Origin of the sequence: Nocardioides sp. SR21, from assembly GCF_022761125.1 — a bacterium.
GTDB lineage: Bacteria > Actinomycetota > Actinomycetes > Propionibacteriales > Nocardioidaceae > Nocardioides.
The window spans coordinates 108467-126631 of sequence record NZ_JAKWJR010000003.1 but is presented as its reverse complement, the minus strand read 5'-3'; the positions used below and the strand labels follow the sequence as shown (position 1 = coordinate 126631).

22 protein-coding genes are annotated in these 18165 nt (G+C 71.5%); 16 read left to right on the top strand and 6 right to left on the bottom strand.

What is annotated here, in order from left to right; all coding sequences use genetic code 11:
* Positions 1-5: 5 nt before the first annotated feature.
* Both MJ604_RS06615 and MJ604_RS06610 read left to right on the top strand, forming a co-directional pair.
* Entirely contained in the window at positions 6-761 is a 756-nt protein-coding gene (locus MJ604_RS06615) for a CoA-transferase subunit beta (protein ID WP_243057529.1), read from the top strand.
* The gene (locus tag MJ604_RS06610; RefSeq protein ID WP_243057528.1) at positions 758-1840 is read left to right on the top strand and encodes a nitronate monooxygenase family protein; all 1083 of its coding nucleotides are present in this window, start codon (positions 758-760) and stop codon (positions 1838-1840) included. The genes MJ604_RS06615 and MJ604_RS06610 overlap by 4 nt, the downstream gene beginning before the upstream one ends.
* On the opposite strand, the gene MJ604_RS06605 is transcribed toward MJ604_RS06610, so the two are convergent.
* On the bottom strand, positions 1837-2823 hold the full coding sequence (locus MJ604_RS06605; protein ID WP_243057527.1) for a GNAT family N-acetyltransferase: 987 nt from the start codon (positions 2821-2823) through the stop codon (positions 1837-1839). The two genes, MJ604_RS06610 and MJ604_RS06605, sit on opposite strands and share 4 nt — an antisense overlap.
* 73 nt (positions 2824-2896) lie before the next feature.
* Between MJ604_RS06605 and MJ604_RS06600 the strand changes: the two genes are divergently transcribed.
* The 7 genes from MJ604_RS06600 (at position 2897) to MJ604_RS06570 (ending at position 7302) form a co-directional block, all read left to right on the top strand.
* Positions 2897-4144, top strand: coding sequence for a hypothetical protein (locus MJ604_RS06600; RefSeq protein WP_243057526.1), 1248 nt, complete (start codon positions 2897-2899; stop codon positions 4142-4144).
* Between the two features lie 9 nt (positions 4145-4153).
* Positions 4154-4603: a hypothetical protein gene (locus MJ604_RS06595; protein WP_243057525.1), complete on the top strand. Its 450-nt coding sequence runs from the start codon at positions 4154-4156 to the stop codon at positions 4601-4603.
* Between the two features lie 12 nt (positions 4604-4615).
* Entirely contained in the window at positions 4616-4972 is a 357-nt protein-coding gene (locus MJ604_RS06590) for a hypothetical protein (protein WP_243057524.1), read from the top strand.
* Between the two features lie 14 nt (positions 4973-4986).
* Positions 4987-5769, top strand: coding sequence for an isocitrate lyase/phosphoenolpyruvate mutase family protein (locus MJ604_RS06585; RefSeq protein WP_243057523.1), 783 nt, complete (start codon positions 4987-4989; stop codon positions 5767-5769).
* 92 nt (positions 5770-5861) lie between these two features.
* Positions 5862-6911: a Rho termination factor N-terminal domain-containing protein gene (locus MJ604_RS24165; RefSeq protein ID WP_243057522.1), complete on the top strand. Its 1050-nt coding sequence runs from the start codon at positions 5862-5864 to the stop codon at positions 6909-6911.
* Positions 6908-7078 carry a hypothetical protein gene (locus tag MJ604_RS06575; protein ID WP_243057521.1) on the top strand — a complete coding sequence of 57 codons (171 nt, stop codon included), beginning with the start codon at positions 6908-6910 and terminating at the stop codon, positions 7076-7078. The genes MJ604_RS24165 and MJ604_RS06575 overlap by 4 nt, the downstream gene beginning before the upstream one ends.
* On the top strand, positions 7075-7302 hold the full coding sequence (locus MJ604_RS06570; protein ID WP_243057520.1) for a hypothetical protein: 228 nt from the start codon (positions 7075-7077) through the stop codon (positions 7300-7302). Before MJ604_RS06575 ends, MJ604_RS06570 begins: the two co-directional genes overlap by 4 nt.
* Here the strand turns inward: MJ604_RS06570 and MJ604_RS06565 are convergent.
* The 4 genes from MJ604_RS06565 to MJ604_RS06550 all read right to left on the bottom strand — a co-directional run bounded on the left by MJ604_RS06565 (position 7286) and on the right by MJ604_RS06550 (position 11030).
* Positions 7286-8434, bottom strand: coding sequence for an acetyl-CoA C-acetyltransferase (locus MJ604_RS06565; protein ID WP_243057519.1), 1149 nt, complete (start codon positions 8432-8434; stop codon positions 7286-7288). The genes MJ604_RS06570 and MJ604_RS06565 overlap by 17 nt on opposite strands.
* Before the next feature lie 76 nt (positions 8435-8510).
* Positions 8511-9080, bottom strand: coding sequence for a TetR/AcrR family transcriptional regulator (locus MJ604_RS06560; protein WP_243057518.1), 570 nt, complete (start codon positions 9078-9080; stop codon positions 8511-8513).
* Positions 9073-9855: an SDR family oxidoreductase gene (locus tag MJ604_RS06555; protein WP_243057517.1), complete on the bottom strand. Its 783-nt coding sequence runs from the start codon at positions 9853-9855 to the stop codon at positions 9073-9075. The genes MJ604_RS06560 and MJ604_RS06555 overlap by 8 nt, the downstream gene beginning before the upstream one ends.
* On the bottom strand, positions 9852-11030 hold the full coding sequence (locus MJ604_RS06550; RefSeq protein WP_243057516.1) for an acyl-CoA dehydrogenase family protein: 1179 nt from the start codon (positions 11028-11030) through the stop codon (positions 9852-9854). The genes MJ604_RS06555 and MJ604_RS06550 overlap by 4 nt, the downstream gene beginning before the upstream one ends.
* Before the next feature lie 21 nt (positions 11031-11051).
* On the opposite strand from MJ604_RS06550, the gene MJ604_RS06545 reads away from it, so the two are divergent.
* From MJ604_RS06545 to MJ604_RS06515, 7 genes are all read left to right on the top strand, one after another.
* The gene (locus MJ604_RS06545; RefSeq protein ID WP_243057515.1) at positions 11052-12503 is read left to right on the top strand and encodes a FadD3 family acyl-CoA ligase; all 1452 of its coding nucleotides are present in this window, start codon (positions 11052-11054) and stop codon (positions 12501-12503) included.
* On the top strand, positions 12504-13658 hold the full coding sequence (locus MJ604_RS06540) for an acyl-CoA dehydrogenase family protein (RefSeq protein WP_243057514.1): 1155 nt from the start codon (positions 12504-12506) through the stop codon (positions 13656-13658).
* On the top strand, positions 13655-14500 hold the full coding sequence (locus MJ604_RS06535) for an acyl-CoA dehydrogenase family protein (RefSeq protein WP_243057512.1): 846 nt from the start codon (positions 13655-13657) through the stop codon (positions 14498-14500). Before MJ604_RS06540 ends, MJ604_RS06535 begins: the two co-directional genes overlap by 4 nt.
* Positions 14500-15453 carry an acyl-CoA dehydrogenase family protein gene (locus tag MJ604_RS06530; protein ID WP_243057511.1) on the top strand — a complete coding sequence of 318 codons (954 nt, stop codon included), beginning with the start codon at positions 14500-14502 and terminating at the stop codon, positions 15451-15453. Before MJ604_RS06535 ends, MJ604_RS06530 begins: the two co-directional genes overlap by 1 nt.
* A gap of 4 nt (positions 15454-15457) precedes the next feature.
* Positions 15458-15853: a cupin domain-containing protein gene (locus MJ604_RS06525; protein WP_243057510.1), complete on the top strand. Its 396-nt coding sequence runs from the start codon at positions 15458-15460 to the stop codon at positions 15851-15853.
* Between the two features lie 17 nt (positions 15854-15870).
* Positions 15871-17001, top strand: coding sequence for an NAD(P)/FAD-dependent oxidoreductase (locus MJ604_RS06520; protein WP_243057509.1), 1131 nt, complete (start codon positions 15871-15873; stop codon positions 16999-17001).
* Between the two features lie 140 nt (positions 17002-17141).
* Positions 17142-17285 (top strand): hypothetical protein, encoded by a 144-nt coding sequence (locus MJ604_RS06515; RefSeq protein ID WP_243057507.1) that lies wholly within the window; start codon positions 17142-17144, stop codon positions 17283-17285.
* Positions 17286-17521: 236 nt separating this feature from the next.
* On the opposite strand, the gene MJ604_RS06510 is transcribed toward MJ604_RS06515, so the two are convergent.
* On the bottom strand, positions 17522-18157 hold the full coding sequence (locus MJ604_RS06510; protein WP_243057506.1) for a flavin reductase family protein: 636 nt from the start codon (positions 18155-18157) through the stop codon (positions 17522-17524).
* Between the last annotated feature and the right edge of the window lie 8 nt (positions 18158-18165).

Sequence of the window (18165 nt, the reverse complement as noted above, 5' to 3'; positions counted from 1 at the left end):
CAGAAATGACTGCCAGCACCCGCGCGGATGTGTGCGCCGCGGCCATCGCGGACGCGTTCAAGGACGACGGCGAGATCTTCGGCAGCCCGATGGGGCTGCTGCCGATGCTCGGCGTCCGGCTGGCCAAGCTGACCAGCAACCCGGACCTGGTGATCTCCGACGGTGAGTCGCTGTTCCTCGCCGGCGTCCCCCCGCTGTTCGCCAAGGGCGACGTGGTGGAGGGCTGGATCCCGTTCCGCAAGGTCTTCGACGTGGTCGCCTACGGCAAGCGGCACGTGATGATGGGCGCGACCCAGGTGGACCGGCACGGCAACCAGAACATCTCCGCGATCGGCGCCTGGGCGCAGCCGAAGCGCCAGCTGCTCGGCAGCCGCGGCGCGCCGGGCAACACCGTGAACAACCGCACGTCGTACTGGGTCCCGAAGCACTCCCCCCGCGTCTTCGTCGAGCGCGTCGACATCGTCTCCGGGGTCGGGCCGCAGCTCGCCCGGGAGGCCGGGCCGGCGGCGACGCGCTACAACGACATCCACCGGATCGTCAGCAACCTCGGGGTCTTCGACGTCAAGGGTGCCGACGAGACGGTGCGCCTGCTCAGCGTGCATCCGGGCGTGAGCGTCGACGAGGTCCGTGAGGCCACCGGCTTCGAGCTCGACCTGCCGGCCGACGTCCCGACGACGCGCGAGCCCACCCTGGAGGAGCTGATCATCATCCGTGAGGTGCTCGACCCCAAGGGTCTGCGCTTCAAGGAGGTCCCGCAGTGATCGAGCAGCTGATCCGCACGCCGTTCACGGACCTGGTCGGCGTCCGGCACCCGGTCGTGCAGACCGGCATGGGCTGGGTGTCCGGCCCGCGCCTGGTCAGCGGTACGGCGAACGCGGGCGGGCTCGGCATCCTGGCCAGCGCGACGATGACGTTCGCCGAGCTCGAGGCCGCGATCGTCGAGGTCAAGGGGCGTACCGACCAGCCGTTCGGCGTGAACCTGCGCGCCGACGCCGCGGACGCGCCCGACCGCTGCCAGCTGCTCATCGACCACGGGGTGAAGGTCGCGTCGTTCGCGCTCGCGCCCAAGCCCGAGCTGATCGCCAAGCTCAAGGAGCACGGCATCGTCGTGATGCCGTCGATCGGTGCGGCCAAGCACGCGGTCAAGGTCGCCTCGTGGGGCGCCGACGCCGTGATGGTGCAGGGCGGCGAGGGCGGCGGGCACACCGGCCCGGTGCCGACCACGCTGCTGCTCCCGACCGTGCTCGACGCCCTGCTCGATTCGGGGGCTGACATCCCGGTGGTGGCCGCGGGCGGCTTCTTCGACGGGCGTGGCCTCGCGGCCGCGCTGTCGTACGGCGCCGGAGGGATCGGCATGGGCACGCGCTTCCTGCTGACCCAGGACTCCGCCGTACCCGACGCGGTGAAGCGGCTCTACCTGGAGAAGGGCCTCACCGACACCGTGGTGACCGCGAAGGTCGACGGGATGCCGCACCGGATGCTGCGCACCGAGCTGGTCGAGGAGCTCGAGGGCACCAGCGCGCTCAAGCGCCTCGGCCCGACGATGCGCCGGACCCTGGAGTTCAAGCGCACCAGCGGGATGTCGTGGGCCGGCCTCGCCAAGGACGGGCGGGCGATGAAGAAGGCGCAGGGCCGCAGCCTCGGCCAGATGGCACTGGCCGCGAACACGCCGATGATGCTCAAGGCCGGACTGGTCGACGGCGACACGTCCGCGGGCGTGCTCGCCAGCGGACAGGTCGTCGGGGTGATCGACGAGCTGCCGAGCTGCGAGGACCTGATCAACCGCGTCGTGCGGCAGGCGGCCGACGAGATCCGCCGGACCAGGTCGTACCTCGTCTAGAGGGACCGCTGGTAGGCGTAGGCCCGGGACAGGATCTCGTAGCCCAGCGCCTCGTTGACACCGATCATGTGGTCGTTGGACTCGGCGTTCCAGGTGTCGATCGTCTCGACCTGCGGCTGCGTCTCGGCCAGCCAGCGCACCATGTCGGTCTTCAGCAGCACCCCGAGCCGGTGCCCGCGATGGGAGCGCACGACCGACGTGTCGTGCTGGTGCGCGATCGACGGGCGCAGCCCCTCGACGGCGACCACGGTGTGCCCGGCGAGCTCGCCGGTCCCGCGATGGCGCGCGTAGACCCGGTGCAGGACGTGCCCCTGCCCCGCCTGCGCGGACTCGTACGCGACGATCCGCTCCGGCGGGTAGGCCTCGTCGTCGATCTCGAGGTCGTCCAGGGGCGCGTCGTTGATCGCCTCGGTCAGCTTCGCGAGCGCCGGGAGCTCGGCCTCGGGTGTCGCCCCGACGCGGCGTACGAGCTCGTAGTCGGCGGCCGCGGCCAGGGCCTCGTCGTGCAGCCGGTCCAGCGTGGCGCGGTCGACCTTCGCGAGCCGCTGGCGCCGGTTGACCGACACCTGCTTGCGCTCGAAGCCGTGCCGAGCCGCGAACGCCTCCGGCCCGGACATCGCCCAGCTGTCCATCCCGACCGACGTCTTGCCGTCCTTCCTCGCCCGCTCCAGGAGGAACGCGAGGACCGCCGAGCCGTGCCCGTTCCGACGGTGTTCGGGGTGCACGTCGACGCCGAACCACGCGATGTGGTGGTTGTCGTACGTCGCCGTCTCGTACTGCGCGACCGCCACGTCGGTGCCGTCGACGGTGACGAGGTAGTGGTCCGTGGGCTCGCCGTCCCAGCCGTAGCGCATCGAGAGCGCCGTCGTCTCGGCGAGGTACGGGTGCGACCACGGCTGCTCGAAGAGGCGGACCGCCTCATTGATCTCCGTCGTGCGGCGTACCGCCTCTGCGTCGTCCCACGACACCTGCTGGATGTCCATAGTTCTCGAGGATGACTCCGTCGTGGGCGGAACGCATCCGAGTTTCCGGCGTTGGACGGTCATGTGCGAGGGAATGACGCGACGTACCGCGCTCGGAGCTGCCGGTGGACTGCTGCTCGCCGGGTCGTTGGCGCCCACGGTGCCCGCGATCGCCGGCACCGGAGCGGGCCGCCGCTCGCGGCTGACGCGCGGCACCCGTCTCGTGCACGCCGACCTGCACAACCACACGCTGCTCTCGGACGGTGACGGTGACCCGGCGCTCGCGTTCCAGTCGATGCGCGACGCCGGCCTGGACGTCGCCGCCCTGACCGACCACGCGACGATCTCTGACAACCTGCTCGGCGACGTGCTCGCCGGGATCCTGCCGCCCGAGTACACCCAGCTCGGCGGGCTGACCCGGAGCGGCTGGCAGCAGACCGGGGCGTACGCCGACGCCGCGAACCTCGACGGGACCTTCACCGCCATCCGGGGCTTCGAGTGGTCCGAGCCGCTGCTCGGGCACGTGAACGTGTGGTTCACCGAGCACTACGTCGACGTCCTCCAGGCCGGCCTGATGCAGCCGCTGCTGGACTGGCTGCGCCGCGAGCCGGGGCTGGTTCTCGACGGCGGCGCCGGCGGCCTCGCCGGCTTCAACCATCCCGGCCGCGAGCCCGGCCGCTTCCAGGAGTTCACCTACGACCCGCGGGTGCGCGACCGGGTGGTGTCGCTCGAGATGTTCAACCGGACCGACGACTTCCTGTTCGAGGGCTGGGCGGACGGGAAGACCTCTCCCCTGGTGGCCTGCCTCGACGCCGGCTGGCGGACCGGGATCACGGGCGTCACCGACGAGCACGGCACCGACTGGGGCTTCCCCGAGGGCAAGGGCCGCACGGGCCTCTGGGTGGAGCAGCACACGCGACGCGGGGTGAAGCAGGCGATGCGGGCCCGGCGGTTCTTCGCGACCCGCACCTCCGGCCTGCGCGTGGACGCCACCGCGACGCCGTACGACGGCCGCCCGCGCCGGATGGGCTCGACCCTGCCGATCGAGCGCGGCGTCGTCCGCATCCGGCTGGACCTGGCCAGGGACGACGACTGGGTGGGCCGCCCGCTGACCGCGCAGGTGCTGCGCTCCGGCTCGGGCGCCCCGACGGTCGCACATGTCGAGGAGTTCCAGGTCGGGCCGCTCGTGACCTTCGACGTGCCGGTCGACGTCGCCGACGGCGACTGGTTCCTCGTGCGGATCGCCGACCCCTCGCAGCGCAACGGGACGTCTGGACCAGAGGGCCACCCCGGCAACGACTTCGGCGTGGCCTACACGAGCCCCTGGTGGCTGGAGCCCTAGTGTGCGGCCGTGGGCCGCGCCGTTCTCCTCTGGATGATCCCCGTCAACCTGTTCCTGCTCGTGTGGGTCTGGATGGGCCGCATCGTGTTCGGCGTGGGCGGCTGGTTCCTGCTGGTGTTCCTGTTCTCGGTCGTGCCGGTGGTGCTGATCGCGCTCCTGATCAGCACGATCCTGGCGTACACCCAGGACGGGCGCCCCCGGGCGCTCACGACGTTCCAGGCCTGGGCGCAGATGATCACCTGGCTGGCGCTCTTCGCGTTCGGCGCGTTCATGCCGGACTTCGGTGACACCGAGGACAGCCAGCTCTCGCTGCTGACGCAGCTCTTCGGCTACTCCGACGACCTCTACGACCTCAGCTTCGGCATCGCACTCGGCGCCGCACTGGCCGCGATCGTGGCGTACCTCGTGCTGTTCTGCTCGCTGGTGTTCGCCCGCCGTCGGGTCCCAGCCGCCGCCTGAGAGGATGGGGGCGTGTCCGAGCCCCAGGCGAAGAAGCGTCCCCGTCACCTGATGGACCCCGCGAACCCGCGCCGCGAGGTGAAGTCGCGCGCGAGCGGTTCGATGCACCTCGAGCCGGTGCAGAAGTGGGTGCTCTCCGTGCTCGCCGCCACCACGATCGTGCACCTGGCCTTCGGCCTGGTGATCGCGGCGATGTACGTCGACGACTCCCGCACCGACGCACAGATCGGCCTCAACATCCTGGCCGGCGCCTTCGGGGTCATCGCGGTCGCGGTGTTCCGCGCGATCCACCAGTTCAAGATGCTCTCGCCCTGGCTGCTGATCGGCGTGGTACCGACGTTCGTCGGGCTGTGGCTCACCTTCCGCTGAGTACCGTGGCCGACATGGCCGACTCCAGCACCCAGAACAAGGCATCCACCCTCCTGCAGCTGCACCAGGCGCCCGACCTGCTCACCGTGGTCAACGTCTGGGACGTCATCAGCGCGAAGGTCGTCGCGGCCGTCGACGGCACCACGGCGCTGGCGACCGCGAGCCACTCGATCGCGGCGTCGTACGGCTACGAGGACGGCGAGCAGATCCCCGTCGACCTGATGCTCGAGGCAGCCGCCCGGATCGCGGCGTCGACCGACCTGCCCGTGACCGCCGACCTCGAGGGCGGGTACGGCGACCCCGCCGAGACCGTCCGCCGCGCGATCGGGCTCGGCATCGTCGGCGCCAACATCGAGGACCAGATGCGCCCGCTGGCCGAGGCCGCGGCCAACGTCGAGAAGATCATGAAGGTCGCCGAGCAGGAGGGCGTCGACTTCGTCCTCAACGCCCGCACGGACGCCTTCGTGAGGGGCCGCGACCGCGACCAGGCGGAGGTCCTCGCGGACGCCGTGACGCGCGGCAAGGCGTTCCTCGACGCCGGCGCGCCCGTCGTCTTCGTGCCCGCCCGCCTCGACGAGGACCAGGTGTCGACGCTCGTCGACGCCTACGGTCCGCAGCGGCTCACCATGATCGGCATCCCGGGCGTACCGTCCCTCGCCCGTCTGCAGGAGCTCGGTGTCGCGCGGCTCTCCTACGGGCCGATGTCGCAGAACGTCGCCCTGACGGCGCTCCAGGAGCTGGTCGAGGACGTGCACCGGGGCGGTGGGGTCCCGCCGACCATGCGGATGCTCAACTGATCGAGCCCGCCTGTTAGCCACGTCACAGAGCGGGTACCCCCGGCGTAGGGAGAGAGACCGGGGACGCAAAGAGATCCGGGAGGGAGCTCGACGTGGCGTGGAATCCTGCCGCCTGGCTGGCGGAGAAGACCAAGACGGGAGTGGTCGACCTGCCCAGGAATGCAGCCTGGGTGGCATCGAAGACACTCGCACCACCCGTGGAGGCGGTGACCGCGGGGGCACGGAAGACCCTGCAGAACGGCGACCGCGTCGACGGCCGGCTCGAGGAGGCGCGCGCGGCGGTCGAACGCGCGCGGGCCGCCGAGCAGGAGGCGGTCCGCAAGGCCCAGCGGGCGCACGAGCTCGCCGAACGGGCCAGCGCGGTGGAGCAGCAGCACCGGCAACGCCTCGCCGAAGCGGCTCGAGAACGGGACGCGGCCGTCGAGGCGCGCGTCGCGGAGTCGCGCCGCCGCGCCGACGAGGCGGTCGCGGCAGACCGCGAGGCGGCGGAGGAGGACGAGGGCAAGAAGCTGCGCGCTCTCGAGGAGGAGCTCGCCGCCCAACGGCGCGATGTCGAGGCCCAGGCCCTGGCCGCGCAGGAGGAGGCACGCGAGGACATCGCGGCCGCGGAGGAGCAGATGGCTGCCGCTCGCCAGATGTCCGACGAGGCGGCAGAGTCGGCGATGGAGGCGGCCCGTCGGGCGCACCAGGCCGCGGAGGAGCTCGCCGCGCGCGCCGAGCACCAGGCCACCGAGGCCGACGACCAGGTCCGCTCCGCCCAGGAGCTGCGCCACAACGCCGCCGCCACGACCGCCGCGCTCGAGACGAGCGCCGACGTCACCAGTGTCGCCGGGCCGATGAGCCAGCGGACCATCGCCGAGCTGCAGCCGATCGCGGCGGGTCTCGGTATCGAGGGGCGCTCGCGGATGCGGCACGACCAGCTGGTCTCGGCGATCACGCAGGCGCGATCTCGGGAGAACCGCGCCACGAAGACGGCCGCCCCGAAGAAGGCTGCCCCGAAGAGGGCGACTGCGACGAAGGCCGCCCCGAAGAAGACCGCTGCGAAGAAGACCGCTGCGAAGAAGACCGCTGCGAAGAAGGCGACCCCGAAGCGGTCCACCGCGAGAACGGCACCGAGGACGAAGAAGGGACAGGGATCATGAAGCTGCTGGGAAAGAGCGCGCCCGTGCCCGTGGTCAGCAAGTCCGATCACCTGGACGTGAGGACGGTGGTGGCCTCCGGCGTCACCGCCCTCGCCGTGATGGGGGTGGTGACGGCGGCGAGCGCCGTGGTCTCGTCCCTGCGAGGCAAGGAGATGCGAGCGTCATGATGCGGGCCGGCGCGGACGGCGCCGGCGAGTCGGAGTCGCTCGGGACCGGCGCGATCGTCCACGCCAACGTCCGGGCACGCCTTCTCGGCGTCAGGCTGCTGCGGATCGAGGCCGACATCGTCCTCGCACCCGCCACGCCGTCCGTCGCCGCGGCGCGCCTGGGCGACGCCCGCGTGCTCCTCGCTCGGGCCGAACGGCTCCTCGGGCCTACAGACGCTCGATGACCGTGACGTTGGCCTGACCGCCGCCCTCGCACATCGTCTGCAGGCCGTAGCGACCACCGGTGCGCTCGAGCTCGTTGAGCATCGTGGTCATCAGCCGCGCGCCGGTAGCACCGATCGGGTGTCCGAGGGCGATGCCGCCACCGTTCACGTTGACCTTGTCGTGGGGTACGCCGATCTCGCGCATCCAGGCGAGCACCACCGGGGCGAACGCCTCGTTGCACTCGAACAGGTCGATGTCCTCGACCGACAGGCCGGTCCTGTCGAGCGCGTGCTTGGTCGCCCGGATCGGGCCGGTCAGCATCCAGACCGGGTCGTCCCCCCGCACCGACAGGTGGTGGATCCGCGCTCGCGGGGTGAGGCCGTGCTCCGCGACCGCGCGCTCGGAGGCGAGCAGGATCGCGGCCGAGCCGTCGCAGATCTGCGAGGCCATCGCGGCGGTGATCCGGCCGCCGGGTGCGAGCGGCTCGAGGCCGGCCATCTTCTCGAGCGTGGTCTCGCGCGGGCACTGGTCGGTGTCGAAGTCCTCGAAGGCCTCGATCTCGTTCGTGAAGCGCCCCTCGGCGATGGCCGTGCGCGCCCGCTCGTGCGAGGCGAGCGCGAACTCCTCCATCTCCTCGCGCGACAGGTCCCACTTCTCCGCGATCATCTCGGCGGAGCGGAACTGGCTGACCTCCTGGTCGCCGTACCGCGCCTGCCAGCCCGGCGACTCCGCGAACGGCGTCGAGAAGCCGTACTGCTGCCCGACGATCATCGCGGCCGAGATCGGGATCGCGCTCATGTTCTGCACGCCGCCGGCGACCACGAGGTCCTGCGTGCCGGACAGCACGCCCTGCGCGGCGAAGTGCACGGCCTGCTGCGACGAGCCGCACTGGCGGTCGATGGTCACGCCCGGCACGTGGTCCGGCAGCCCCGCGACCAGCCACGCCGTGCGCGCGACGTCCCCGGCCTGCGAGCCGATGGTGTCGCAGCAGCCCAGGATCACGTCGTCGACGGCGCCCGGGTCCACGCCGGTACGCCGCATCAGCGCGGCCAGCGTGTGCGCGGCGAGGTCGGCAGAGTGGACGCCCGCGAGCGCTCCCCCGCGCTTGCCGACCGGCGTCCGGACGGCGTCGACGATGAAGGCCTCACTCATGCGCGTACTCGCTTCGCTCCGTGCGCGCACGAGACACACGTCCGGCTGTCCTGGATTGTTCGCTCGCTTCGCTCGTTCACTGTGCGATCCCATCGAGAAGAATGGTGAGGTACTGGTCCGCCACCTCGGTGTGGCTGAGCTCGCCGCCGGGGCGGTACCACCGCACCGCGACCCAGACGGTGTCGCGGATGAAGCGGTAGGTGAGCTCGACGTTCAGGTCCTTGCGCAGGGCGCCGGTCTTCACGCCCTCGTTGAGCAGCGTCATCCAGACCTCGCGGGACTGGGCGTTGCGCTCGGCCAGGTAGCCGAACCGCTCGAAGCCGCCGAGGTGGTCCGCGTCGTTCTGGAAGATCGCGACCTCGTAGCGGTGCTGGTCGATCGCCTCGAACGACAGCCGCACCGCACGCTCGATCTTGGTGCGCGCGTCGTCCTTGCTGGCGATCACCTCGTCGTACGCCGCGAACAGCTCCTCCTGGAACGTCCGCAGGATCTCGTCGACCATCGACTCCTTGGAGTCGAAGTGGTGGTAGAGGCTGCCCGACAGGATCCCGGCCGCGTCCGCGATGTCGCGGACCGTGGTGTTCTTGAAGCCCTTCTCGGCGAAGAGCTCTGCTGCGATCTCCAGCAGGTCGTCCCGCCTAGGCATGCTGACTGCTCACTGCGACGACCTCCCCGGTCATGTACGACGCGTAGTCGCTGGCGAGGAACACCATCACGTTCGCCACCTCCCACGGCTCCGCCGCGCGCTTGAACGCCTCGCGGTCGGTCAGCTCGGCGAGCAGGTCGTCGGACGTCACCTTGGCGAGGAACGGGTGCATCGCCAGGCTCGGGGAGACCGCGTTGACGCGGATCCCGTGCGGCGCCAGGTCCATCGCGGCCGACCGGGTCAACGCCATCACGCCGGCCTTGGCCGCGGCGTAGTGCGCCTGGCCCTCCTGCGCCCGCCACCCGATCACCGAGGCGTTGTTGACGATCACGCCCTTCTTGCCCGCGGCGACCATCCGGTTGCCGGCCGCGCGGATACAGCGGAACGTGCCGGTCAGCGTGATGTCGAGGACCTTCGACCACTGCTCGTCGGTCATCTCGAGGATGCTCGCCGTGCCGCCCAGCCCGGCGTTGTTGATCACGATGTCCGCGCCGCCGAGCTCGTCGGCCACGTCCAGGAACGCCGTCACCTGCGCCTCGTCGGTGACGTCGCAGACCAGCTGGCGCACGCGATCCGCGCCGAACTCCGCGCTCAGCGTCGCCTCCGCCTCCGCGAGCCGGCGCTCGTGGGTGTCGCTGAAGACGACGGCCTTCGCGCCCTCCTCGAGCGCGCGTCGTACGACGGACGCGCCGATGCCGGCGCCGGCACCCGCGGTGACCGCGACGACCTTGCCGGCGAGCAGGTTGTGTCCAGGAACGTAGTCGGGGGCGGTCATCCGCGTGCCTCTCGGGGAAGGCCGAGCACACGCTCGGCGAGGATGTTGCGCTGCACCTCGTCGCTGCCGCCGTAGATCGTGTCGGCACGCGAGAACAGGAAGAGCCGCTGCCAGCGGTCCAGGTCGTACGGCGCTCCTGCGGTGAGGCCGTCGGCGCCGACGACGTCCATCGCCACCTCACCGAGCCGCTTGTGCCAGTTCGCCCACACCAGCTTGAAGATCGAGTCCTGGCCGGGGTCGTCGGAGGACAGCCCGCGGAGCGCCTGGAAGCGGATCACGTCGAGCTCGACGGCGAGCGAGGCCAGCCGGTCGCGCACGACCGGGTCCTCGATCGCGCCGTTCTGCTTGGCGACGTCGAGCAGCGCGTCCAGCTCGCGGACGAAGCCGACCACCTGGCCGAGCACGGACACGCCGCGCTCGAAGCCGAGCAGCGCCATCGCGACCTTCCAGCCGTCACCGGGCTCGCCCACCACCAGGTCGGCGGCCGTTCGGGCACCGGTGAAGAAGACCTCGTTGAACTCGGAGCCGCCGGTGAGCTGCTCGATCGGCCGGACCTCCACGCCGTCCTGGTCGATCGGGACCAGCAGGAAGGACAGCCCGCGGTGCCGCTCGGAGCCGGGCTCGGTCCGCGCGACCACGAACACCCACTGACTCTCGTGCGCGTTCGACGTCCACACCTTCTGGCCGTCGATCACCCACTCCCCGTCGTCGGCAGAGCCCTCGAGACGGGCCTTGGTCTGCACGTTGGCCAGGTCGGAGCCGGCGTTCGGCTCGGAGTAGCCCTGCGCCCAGAGCTCCTCGACCGCGACGATCTTCGGCAGGAACCGCCGCTTCTGCTCCTCGGAGCCGAAGGCGATCAGCGTCGGGCCGAGCAGCTCCTCGCCGAGGTGGTTGACGCGCACCGGTGCGTCCGCGCGGGCGTACTCCTCGTGGAAGATCACCTGCTGCACCAGGCTCAGGCCGCGGCCGCCGTGCTCCGTCGGCCAGCCCAGGCAGGTCCACCCGTGCTCGGCGAGCAGCCGGTTCCACGCGACCCGTTCCTCGTGCGCCTCGTGGTCGCGACCCGGGCCGCCCAGCCCGCGCAGGGCGAGCCAGTCGCCGGTCAGGTGCTCCTCGAGCCAGGCCCGCACCTCGGCGCGAAAAGCCTGGTCCTCCTCGGAGTAGTTCAGGTCCACGGGTGGTACTGTACCAAGCAAATGCTTGGTTTGGAGACGCTGCCCGCCCTGCTCCGCGACGCCGCGGAGCGTTTCGGCGACCACCCGGCGTACATCGAAGGCCCGCGCACGGTCTCCTACACGGACCTCCTGCGCCTCGTCGAGCGCACCAGCGCGGCGTACGGGCTGAGCCCCGGCGACCGCGTCGTGATCTGGGGGCCGAACAGCATCGACTGGGCGGTCGCCGCCCTCGCGGTGTCGTACGCCGGCGGCGTGCTGGTGCCGGTCAACTCGCGCTACGTCGGGACCGAGGTCGCCGACGTCGTCGAGCGCACCGACGCGAAGGTCGTCGTGGTGCACGACGGGTTCCTCGGACGCGACCAGGTGCGCGAGCTGGCGGACGCAGGCGTGACCGAGCAGGTCGTCACCCTCCAGGACCTCGTGTCCCGCGACCCCGGTCCGGCGGCACCGGCGGACCTCTCCCCCGACGACGTGGCCGACATCCTCTTCACGTCGGGCACCACCGGCCGTTCCAAGGGCGCGATGAGCGCCCACCGGCAGACGATCGGCGTCGCCCGCGCCTGGGCCGAGCTCGGCGGGGTGCGACAGGACGACCGGTACCTCGTGGTGAACCCGTTCTTCCACTCGTTCGGCTACAAGATCGGCATCGTCGTTGGCCTGCTCACCGGCGCGACGCTGTACCCGGTCGCGACGTTCGACCTCGACGCGACGATGCGCCTCATCGAGGACGAGCGGATCACCGTGCTCCCCGGTGCGCCGACGATCTTCACCTCGCTGCTCAACGCGCCCGGCCGGGCCGAGCGCGACCTCTCGTCGTTGCGGCTCGCGGTCACCGGCGCGGCCGTCGTACCTGTGGTGCTGATCGAGCGGATGCGCGACGAGCTGAAGATCGACCAGGTCGTGACGGCGTTCGGCATGACCGAGGCGGTCGTGGTCACGATGTGCCGCGAGGGCGACTCGGCCGAGACCGTCGCGACCACCTGCGGCCGCGCGATCCCCGGCATGGAGACGCGGATCGCCGAGGGCGGCGAGCTGCTCGTGCGCGGCGACTACGTGATGCTCGGCTACCTCGACGACCCGGCTGCCACCGCCGAGGCGATCGACGACGACGGCTGGCTCCACACCGGCGACATCGGCGTGCTCGACGAGGACGGCAACCTCTCGATCACCGATCGACTCAAGGACATGTACATCTCCGGCGGGTTCAACGTGTACCCGGCCGAGGTCGAGCAGGCGCTGGCCCGCCTGGACGGCGTCGCCGACGTCGCGGTCGTCGGCGTGCCCGACGAGCGGATGGGCGAGGTGGGCAAGGCGTTCGTCGTGGTCTCGGCGAGCTCGACCACCGCCGACGACGTCATCGCCTTCGCCAAGGAGCGACTCGCGAACTTCAAGGTGCCGAGGTACGTCGAGCTGGTCGACGCGCTGCCGCGGAACCTGTCCGGCAAGGTGTTGAAGACAGAGCTGAGGGGTTAAGTGGATCTCGACCTGACTGAGAGCGAGAGCGCGTTCCGCGACGAGGCACGCGCGTGGCTGGCGGCCAACGTGCCGAGCGAGCCGCTGCCCTCGATGGACACCGCCGACGGCTTCGTCGCCCACCAGGAGTGGGAGCAGCGGCTCGCCGACGCCAGGTGGGCGGTCGTCTCGTGGCCCGAGGAGTACCACGGGCGCGGCGCCTCGCTCGTCGAGTGGGTGATCTTCGAGGAGGAGTACTACCGCGCCGGGGCGCCCGGGCGGGTCAGCCAGAACGGCATCTTCCTGCTGTCGCCGATCCTCTTCGACCACGGCACCAAGGAGCAGCAGGACCGGTTCCTGCCGTCGATGGCCACCGGCGAGAAGATCTGGGCACAGTGCTGGTCCGAGCCGGAGGCCGGCTCCGACCTCGCCTCGCTGCGGTCCACCGCCGCCCGCGACGACGAGCGCGGCGGCTGGGTCCTGAACGGCCAGAAGACCTGGTCCTCGCGCGCGACGTACGCGCACTGGGGATTCGGACTCTTCCGGTCAGACCCGGAGGCCGAGCGGCACAACGGGCTCACCTACTTCCTGTTCCCGCTCGACGCCGAGGGCGTGACCGTGCGGCCGATCGCCCAGCTCGACGGCGAGGCGGGCTTCGCGGAGGTGTTCTTCGACGACGTGTTCGTCCCGGACGCCGACGTGCTCGGCGATCCCGGCGACGGCTGGCGGGTCGCGATGTCGACCGCCGGCAACGAGCGCGGCCTGTCGCTGCGCTCCCCGGGCCGGTTCTGCGCGGCCGCCGACCGGCTGGTCGACCTGTACCGCGAACGGGTCTCGACGGGCTCGACCACCGGCGCCGACGCCGACGGGGTCGTGGACGCCTGGATCAAGGCGCAGGCCTACCGGCTCTACACATGGGGCACCGTCACCAAGCTCGCCGGCGGTGGCGACATCGGTGCTGCAGGCTCGGTGAACAAGGTGTTCTGGTCCGAGCTCGACATCGCGCTGCACGAGACCGCGCTCGACCTGCTCGGCCCGGAGGCCGAGGTCGAGTCGCGCTGGCTCGACGGCTACACGTTCGCGCTGTCGGGCCCGATCTACGCCGGCACCAACGAGATCCAGCGCAACATCGTCGCCGAGCGGATCCTCGGCCTGCCTCGGGAGGTCCGCAAGTGAAGTTCGTCCTCGACGGCGACCAGCTGGACTTCGCGGGCGCCCTGGACTCCCTGCTGGCCAACGCCGACACCGTCGCCGTCGCCCGGGCCTGGGCCGACGGTGACCACGAGCCGGGCCTGAAGCTGTGGGGCCGGCTCGCCGAGATGGGCGTGACCTCGCTGGCCGACGAGCCGGTGTTCCTGGTGCTCGCGTTCGAGCGGCTCGGCTACCACGCGGTCCCGGGCCCGTGGGTCGAGTCGGTCGCCTACCTCGGCCGCGCGGACGGCATCGCCACGGTCGCCCTCCCGCCCCACGTGCCGTACGCGCTCGACGCCGACGTCGCCGACGAGGTGTACGCCGGCAGCGCACGGGCCGCCGAGGTCGGGGATCCGGTCGGGTCGGTCGACCGCGCCCGGCGCCTGTTCCGCGTCACCGGCGAGGGCGCGACCGACGAGGCCGCCTTCGACCGGGCCGTCCTCGCGACGTCGGCCCAGCTGCTCGGGGCCGGCGAGCGGATCCTCACCGACTCGGTCACGTACGTGAAGCAGCGCCGGCAGTTCGGCCGCGAGATCGGGTCGTACCAGGCGATCAAGCACCAGCTCGCCGACGTGCGCATCGCGCTCGACTTCGCCCGTCCGCTGGTGCTCGGCGCCGCCCTCGGCGAGGTCCCGGTGTCGGCCGCCAAGATCGCGTGCGCGGACGCGGCGTACCGCTCCTCCCGCACGGGCCTGCAGGTGCACGGCGCGATCGGCTACACCCAGGAGTTCGACCTGAGCATCTGGCTCACCAAGGTCCGCGCCCTGGTGACCGCGTGGGGCACGCCGGCCTACCACCGCCAGCAGGTGCTGGAAGGTCTGGTCTGATGGACTTCGCGCTCACCGAGGAGCAGCGCGAGCTGGCCTCGACGGTCCGCTCGCTGCTGGGCAAGCGCGCCGACGCGCGCGTGGAGCAGTACGACCAGACGCTCTGGCAGACGCTCTGCGAGCAGATCGGCGTGCCGGCGCTCGGGATCCCCGAGGAGTACGGCGGCGCCGGGTTCTCGCTGTTCGAGTCGCTGGTCGCGCTCGAGGAGGTCGGCCGCTCGCTCGCGCCGTCGCCGCTGCTGTCATCGCTGGTGACCTCGGAGGCGCTGCTCGCCGGCGCGGACGAGGACGCCAAGCAGCGCCTGCTCCCCCGGATCGCCGAGGGCGAGGTCGCGGCGTTCGTCGACGGCAGCGGCCCCGTGCTCGACGGCGACGTCGCGACCGTGCTCGTGGCCGCGACGGACGACGGACTCGTCGAGCTCCAGGACGCGGACCGGGCCTGGGTCCCGACCATGGACCAGACGGTCCGGCTCGCCACGGTGACCGGCGGTTCGACGAACCCGATCGGCGATGCCACGAAGGCCCGCGACCGGGCCAGGCTGGTCGGCGCCGTCGGCGTCGCCGCTCTCGCGGTCGGCTGCGCCGAGCGCGCGCTGGACATGACCGTGTCGTACTCGCAGGAGCGGGTGCAGTTCGGGCGGCCGATCGGCTCGTTCCAGGCGCTCAAGCACCGGATGGCCGACATGCTGGTGCTCCTCGAGATGTCGCGCACCGCGTCGTGGGCGGCGTCGTACGCCGTCGCCACGCACGCCGACGACGCCGAGCGGCTCGCCCACGTCGCGAAGTCCTACTGCTGCGACGCGCTCTCGCACATCGCCGGCGAGGCCGTGCAGCTGCACGGCGGCATCGCGATCACCTGGGAGCACGACGCACAGCTCGTGTTCAAGCGCGCGCACGCGCTGTCCCAGCTGTTCGACAGCCCCCGCGAGCACCGGGCGCGCGTGGCACTCTGAGGCCATGGGTCTCGAGCTCCCCCGACCGCTGCGCGTGCTCACGCCGGCCGACCTGACCACCGCGGACCCGACCTCGGGCATGCAGCGCCGGCTGGCCTTCGAGCTGCCGCTGCTGTGGTCCGGCCAGGTCGAGACCGCGCCCGGCCTCACCTCGGGCTGGCACCACCACGACAGGAACGAGTCCAGCCTGTACGTCGTCCGCGGCGTGCTCCGGCTCGAGTTCGAGGGCCACGAGGGCTACCTCGACGCGGTCGCCGGCGACTACGTGCACGTGCCGTCGTACACCGTCCACCGGGAGAGCAACCCCGGCCGGGAGCCGTCGCTCGCGGTGATCGCGCGCGTCGGCGGGGGTGTCCCGACCGTGAACGTCGACGAACCACCTCCCCCGCACGGCCCCTAGCCACTACGTTGGCGCCCATGCGCGTGCTGATCCTGGGTGCCGGCTTCGGCGGGCTCGAGCTGGCCACGACCCTCGACGAGGCCCTCGGGTCCGAGGCCGAGGTCGTGCTGATCGACAAGTCAGAGGGCTTCGTCTTCGGCTTCTCCAAGCTCGACGTGATGTTCGGCCGCGCGAGCGCCGACCACGTCCTGCACCGGTACGCCGACCTCGCGCCGCCGGGCGTGACGTTCGTGCAGACGACGGTGCGCGCGATCGACCCGGTCGCCCGCCGGGTGGAGACCGACGCCGGACCGCTCGAGGGCGACGTGCTGGTCGTGGCGCTCGGCGCCGACCTGCACCCGGGCGCCACGCCCGGCCTGGTCGAGCACGGCCACGAGTTCTACACCGTCGACGGCGCGTTCGCGCTGTGCGACGTCCTGGCGGAGTTCCCGGGCGGGAATGTCGTGGTCGCCGTGACCTCCACGCCGTTCAAGTGCCCGCCGGCGCCGAGCGAGACCGCGCTGCTGGTGCACGACCTGCTCGCCTCGCGCGGCCTCCTGGACACCTCGACGGTGTCGCTGGTGATGCCCCTCGGCGTCCCGATCCCGCCATCCCCCAGCGCGTCGTCGGCGCTCCTGGCCGCCTTCGCCGAGCGCGGCATCTCCTGGCATCCCGGCGCGATGGTGCGCTCGCTCGAGGCCGGCAAGGCGGTGCTCGCGGACGGGTCCGAGCTGCCGTTCGACCTCTTCCTCGGCGTCCCCGTGCACCGGGCGCCCGCGGTCGTGGTCGACGCCGGCCTCACCGAGGACGGATGGATCCCGGTGGACCCGGCGACCCTCCGCACCCGCTACGAGGACGTGTACGCCGTCGGCGACGTCACCAGCGTCGGGACCCCCAAGGCCGGGGTGTTCGCCGAGGGCCAGGCGGCGGTGGTGGCCGAGCAGCTGATCGCCCGAGCTCGCGGCGGTACGGCGGCGTCGTACGACGGCCACGGGACCTGCTACCTCGAGTTCGGCGGCGGCGAGGTCGGCAAGGTCGACGTCACGTTCCTGAGCGGCCAGGCGCCCACCGGGGCCCTTGAGGGCCCGAGCCGGGACCTGGCGGCCGACAAGGTGGCGTTCGGGGCGGACAGGGTGCGGCGCTGGTTCGGCCGCGAGTGGGCGCCGTAGCGCTCGAATCCCTTGTGTGGGAAGGCTTGTGGACGTTTCGTGGACGAGCCGTTACCGATCGCTCTGGACCGATCAGCGGTTTCCACGCGGATTTCGCCCGAAACCTCGCCCGTCACACACGTCACTCCTATGTTCGGAGCATGACCACCTTCGCCATCGCCGCAGATGCACTTCTCGACGACACCGATGATCTGGACGGGTTCCCGCGCTCGGTCGCGAACCCCCGCCGTACGACGTGGACCGGCTTCGCCAAGGACGACCAGGACCGGCTCCCCGCCAGCTGAGACGAACCTCACGCCGCCGCGCCGCGAGTCGGGCCCACCTGACGCCTAGGCTCACCTACGTGGATGCCAACGAGACCTTTCAGGACCAGGACGTCGACACCCTCACTGAGGACGCCACCGCGGCCGAGGAATGGCCGACGTCGACCGCGAACCAGACCCGTATTCGCGTCTGACCTCTGAACCTCTTCGACCCACCCGAACGGAATCGGGTGGGTCGAACGCATTTCGGAGCGGGGTCAGCGCGGGTCGGTCGTGCGGTACTGGCCCGCGTAGAACAGCAGCGGCTCGGCCGCGGCGTCGTCGTGGACGGCCAGCTCGGCGACCCGACCGATGACGACGTAGTGGTCGCCGGCCTCGTGCACCTGGTGGATCGTGCAGTCGACGTGCGCGAGCACGCCGTCGAGGACCGGTGAGCCGGTCGTCGGCGCCGGGGTCCACTTCACGTCTGCGAACTTGTCGGTGCCGCGGCTGGCCATCGTGTTCGACAGCTCGGCCTGGTCGGCGCCGAGGAAGTTGACGCAGAACCGGCCGGAGCGCTGGATCAGCGGCCAGGCCCGCGAGGTCTTGGCCGGGATGAACAGCACCAGCGGCGGGTCCAGCGACACGCTGGAGAACGACTGGCAGGTCAGGCCGACCGGCGCGTCGTTGCTCATGCCCGTCACCACGGTGACGCCCGAGGCGAACTGCCCCAGCACGTCGCGGAACCGGCGCGCGGCGGCGACGTGCTCCGGGTCGTCGTGGACGACGATGTCCTCGCCGGGTCGCAGCTCGAAGTCGATGTCCTGGTCGCCCAGCCAGGAGCTGATCAGCTCCGGGCTCGGCCAGGTCTCCCGGGCGTCCGGGTTCATCCCCTCCGGAATGTCCGAGGTCATGGGATCAG

Bases quoted from the DNA above. Each gene is read 5' to 3' on its own strand.
- MJ604_RS06615 (WP_243057529.1), top strand. From the start codon at position 6: ATGACTGCCAGCACCCGCGCGGATGTGTGCGCCGCGGCCATCGCGGAC.
- MJ604_RS06605 (WP_243057527.1), bottom strand. From the start codon at position 2,823: ATGGACATCCAGCAGGTGTCGTGGGACGACGCAGAGGCGGTACGCCGC.
- MJ604_RS06600 (WP_243057526.1), top strand. From the start codon at position 2,897: ATGACGCGACGTACCGCGCTCGGAGCTGCCGGTGGACTGCTGCTCGCC.
- MJ604_RS06585 (WP_243057523.1), top strand. From the start codon at position 4,987: ATGGCCGACTCCAGCACCCAGAACAAGGCATCCACCCTCCTGCAGCTG.
- MJ604_RS06575 (WP_243057521.1), top strand. From the start codon at position 6,908: ATGAAGCTGCTGGGAAAGAGCGCGCCCGTGCCCGTGGTCAGCAAGTCC.
- MJ604_RS06570 (WP_243057520.1), top strand. From the start codon at position 7,075: ATGATGCGGGCCGGCGCGGACGGCGCCGGCGAGTCGGAGTCGCTCGGG.
- MJ604_RS06565 (WP_243057519.1), bottom strand. From the start codon at position 8,434: ATGAGTGAGGCCTTCATCGTCGACGCCGTCCGGACGCCGGTCGGCAAG.
- MJ604_RS06560 (WP_243057518.1), bottom strand. From the start codon at position 9,080: ATGCCTAGGCGGGACGACCTGCTGGAGATCGCAGCAGAGCTCTTCGCC.
- MJ604_RS06555 (WP_243057517.1), bottom strand. From the start codon at position 9,855: ATGACCGCCCCCGACTACGTTCCTGGACACAACCTGCTCGCCGGCAAG.
- MJ604_RS06545 (WP_243057515.1), top strand. From the start codon at position 11,052: ATGCTTGGTTTGGAGACGCTGCCCGCCCTGCTCCGCGACGCCGCGGAG.
- MJ604_RS06530 (WP_243057511.1), top strand. From the start codon at position 14,500: ATGGACTTCGCGCTCACCGAGGAGCAGCGCGAGCTGGCCTCGACGGTC.
- MJ604_RS06525 (WP_243057510.1), top strand. From the start codon at position 15,458: ATGGGTCTCGAGCTCCCCCGACCGCTGCGCGTGCTCACGCCGGCCGAC.
- MJ604_RS06520 (WP_243057509.1), top strand. From the start codon at position 15,871: ATGCGCGTGCTGATCCTGGGTGCCGGCTTCGGCGGGCTCGAGCTGGCC.
- MJ604_RS06515 (WP_243057507.1), top strand. From the start codon at position 17,142: ATGACCACCTTCGCCATCGCCGCAGATGCACTTCTCGACGACACCGAT.
- MJ604_RS06510 (WP_243057506.1), bottom strand. From the start codon at position 18,157: ATGACCTCGGACATTCCGGAGGGGATGAACCCGGACGCCCGGGAGACC.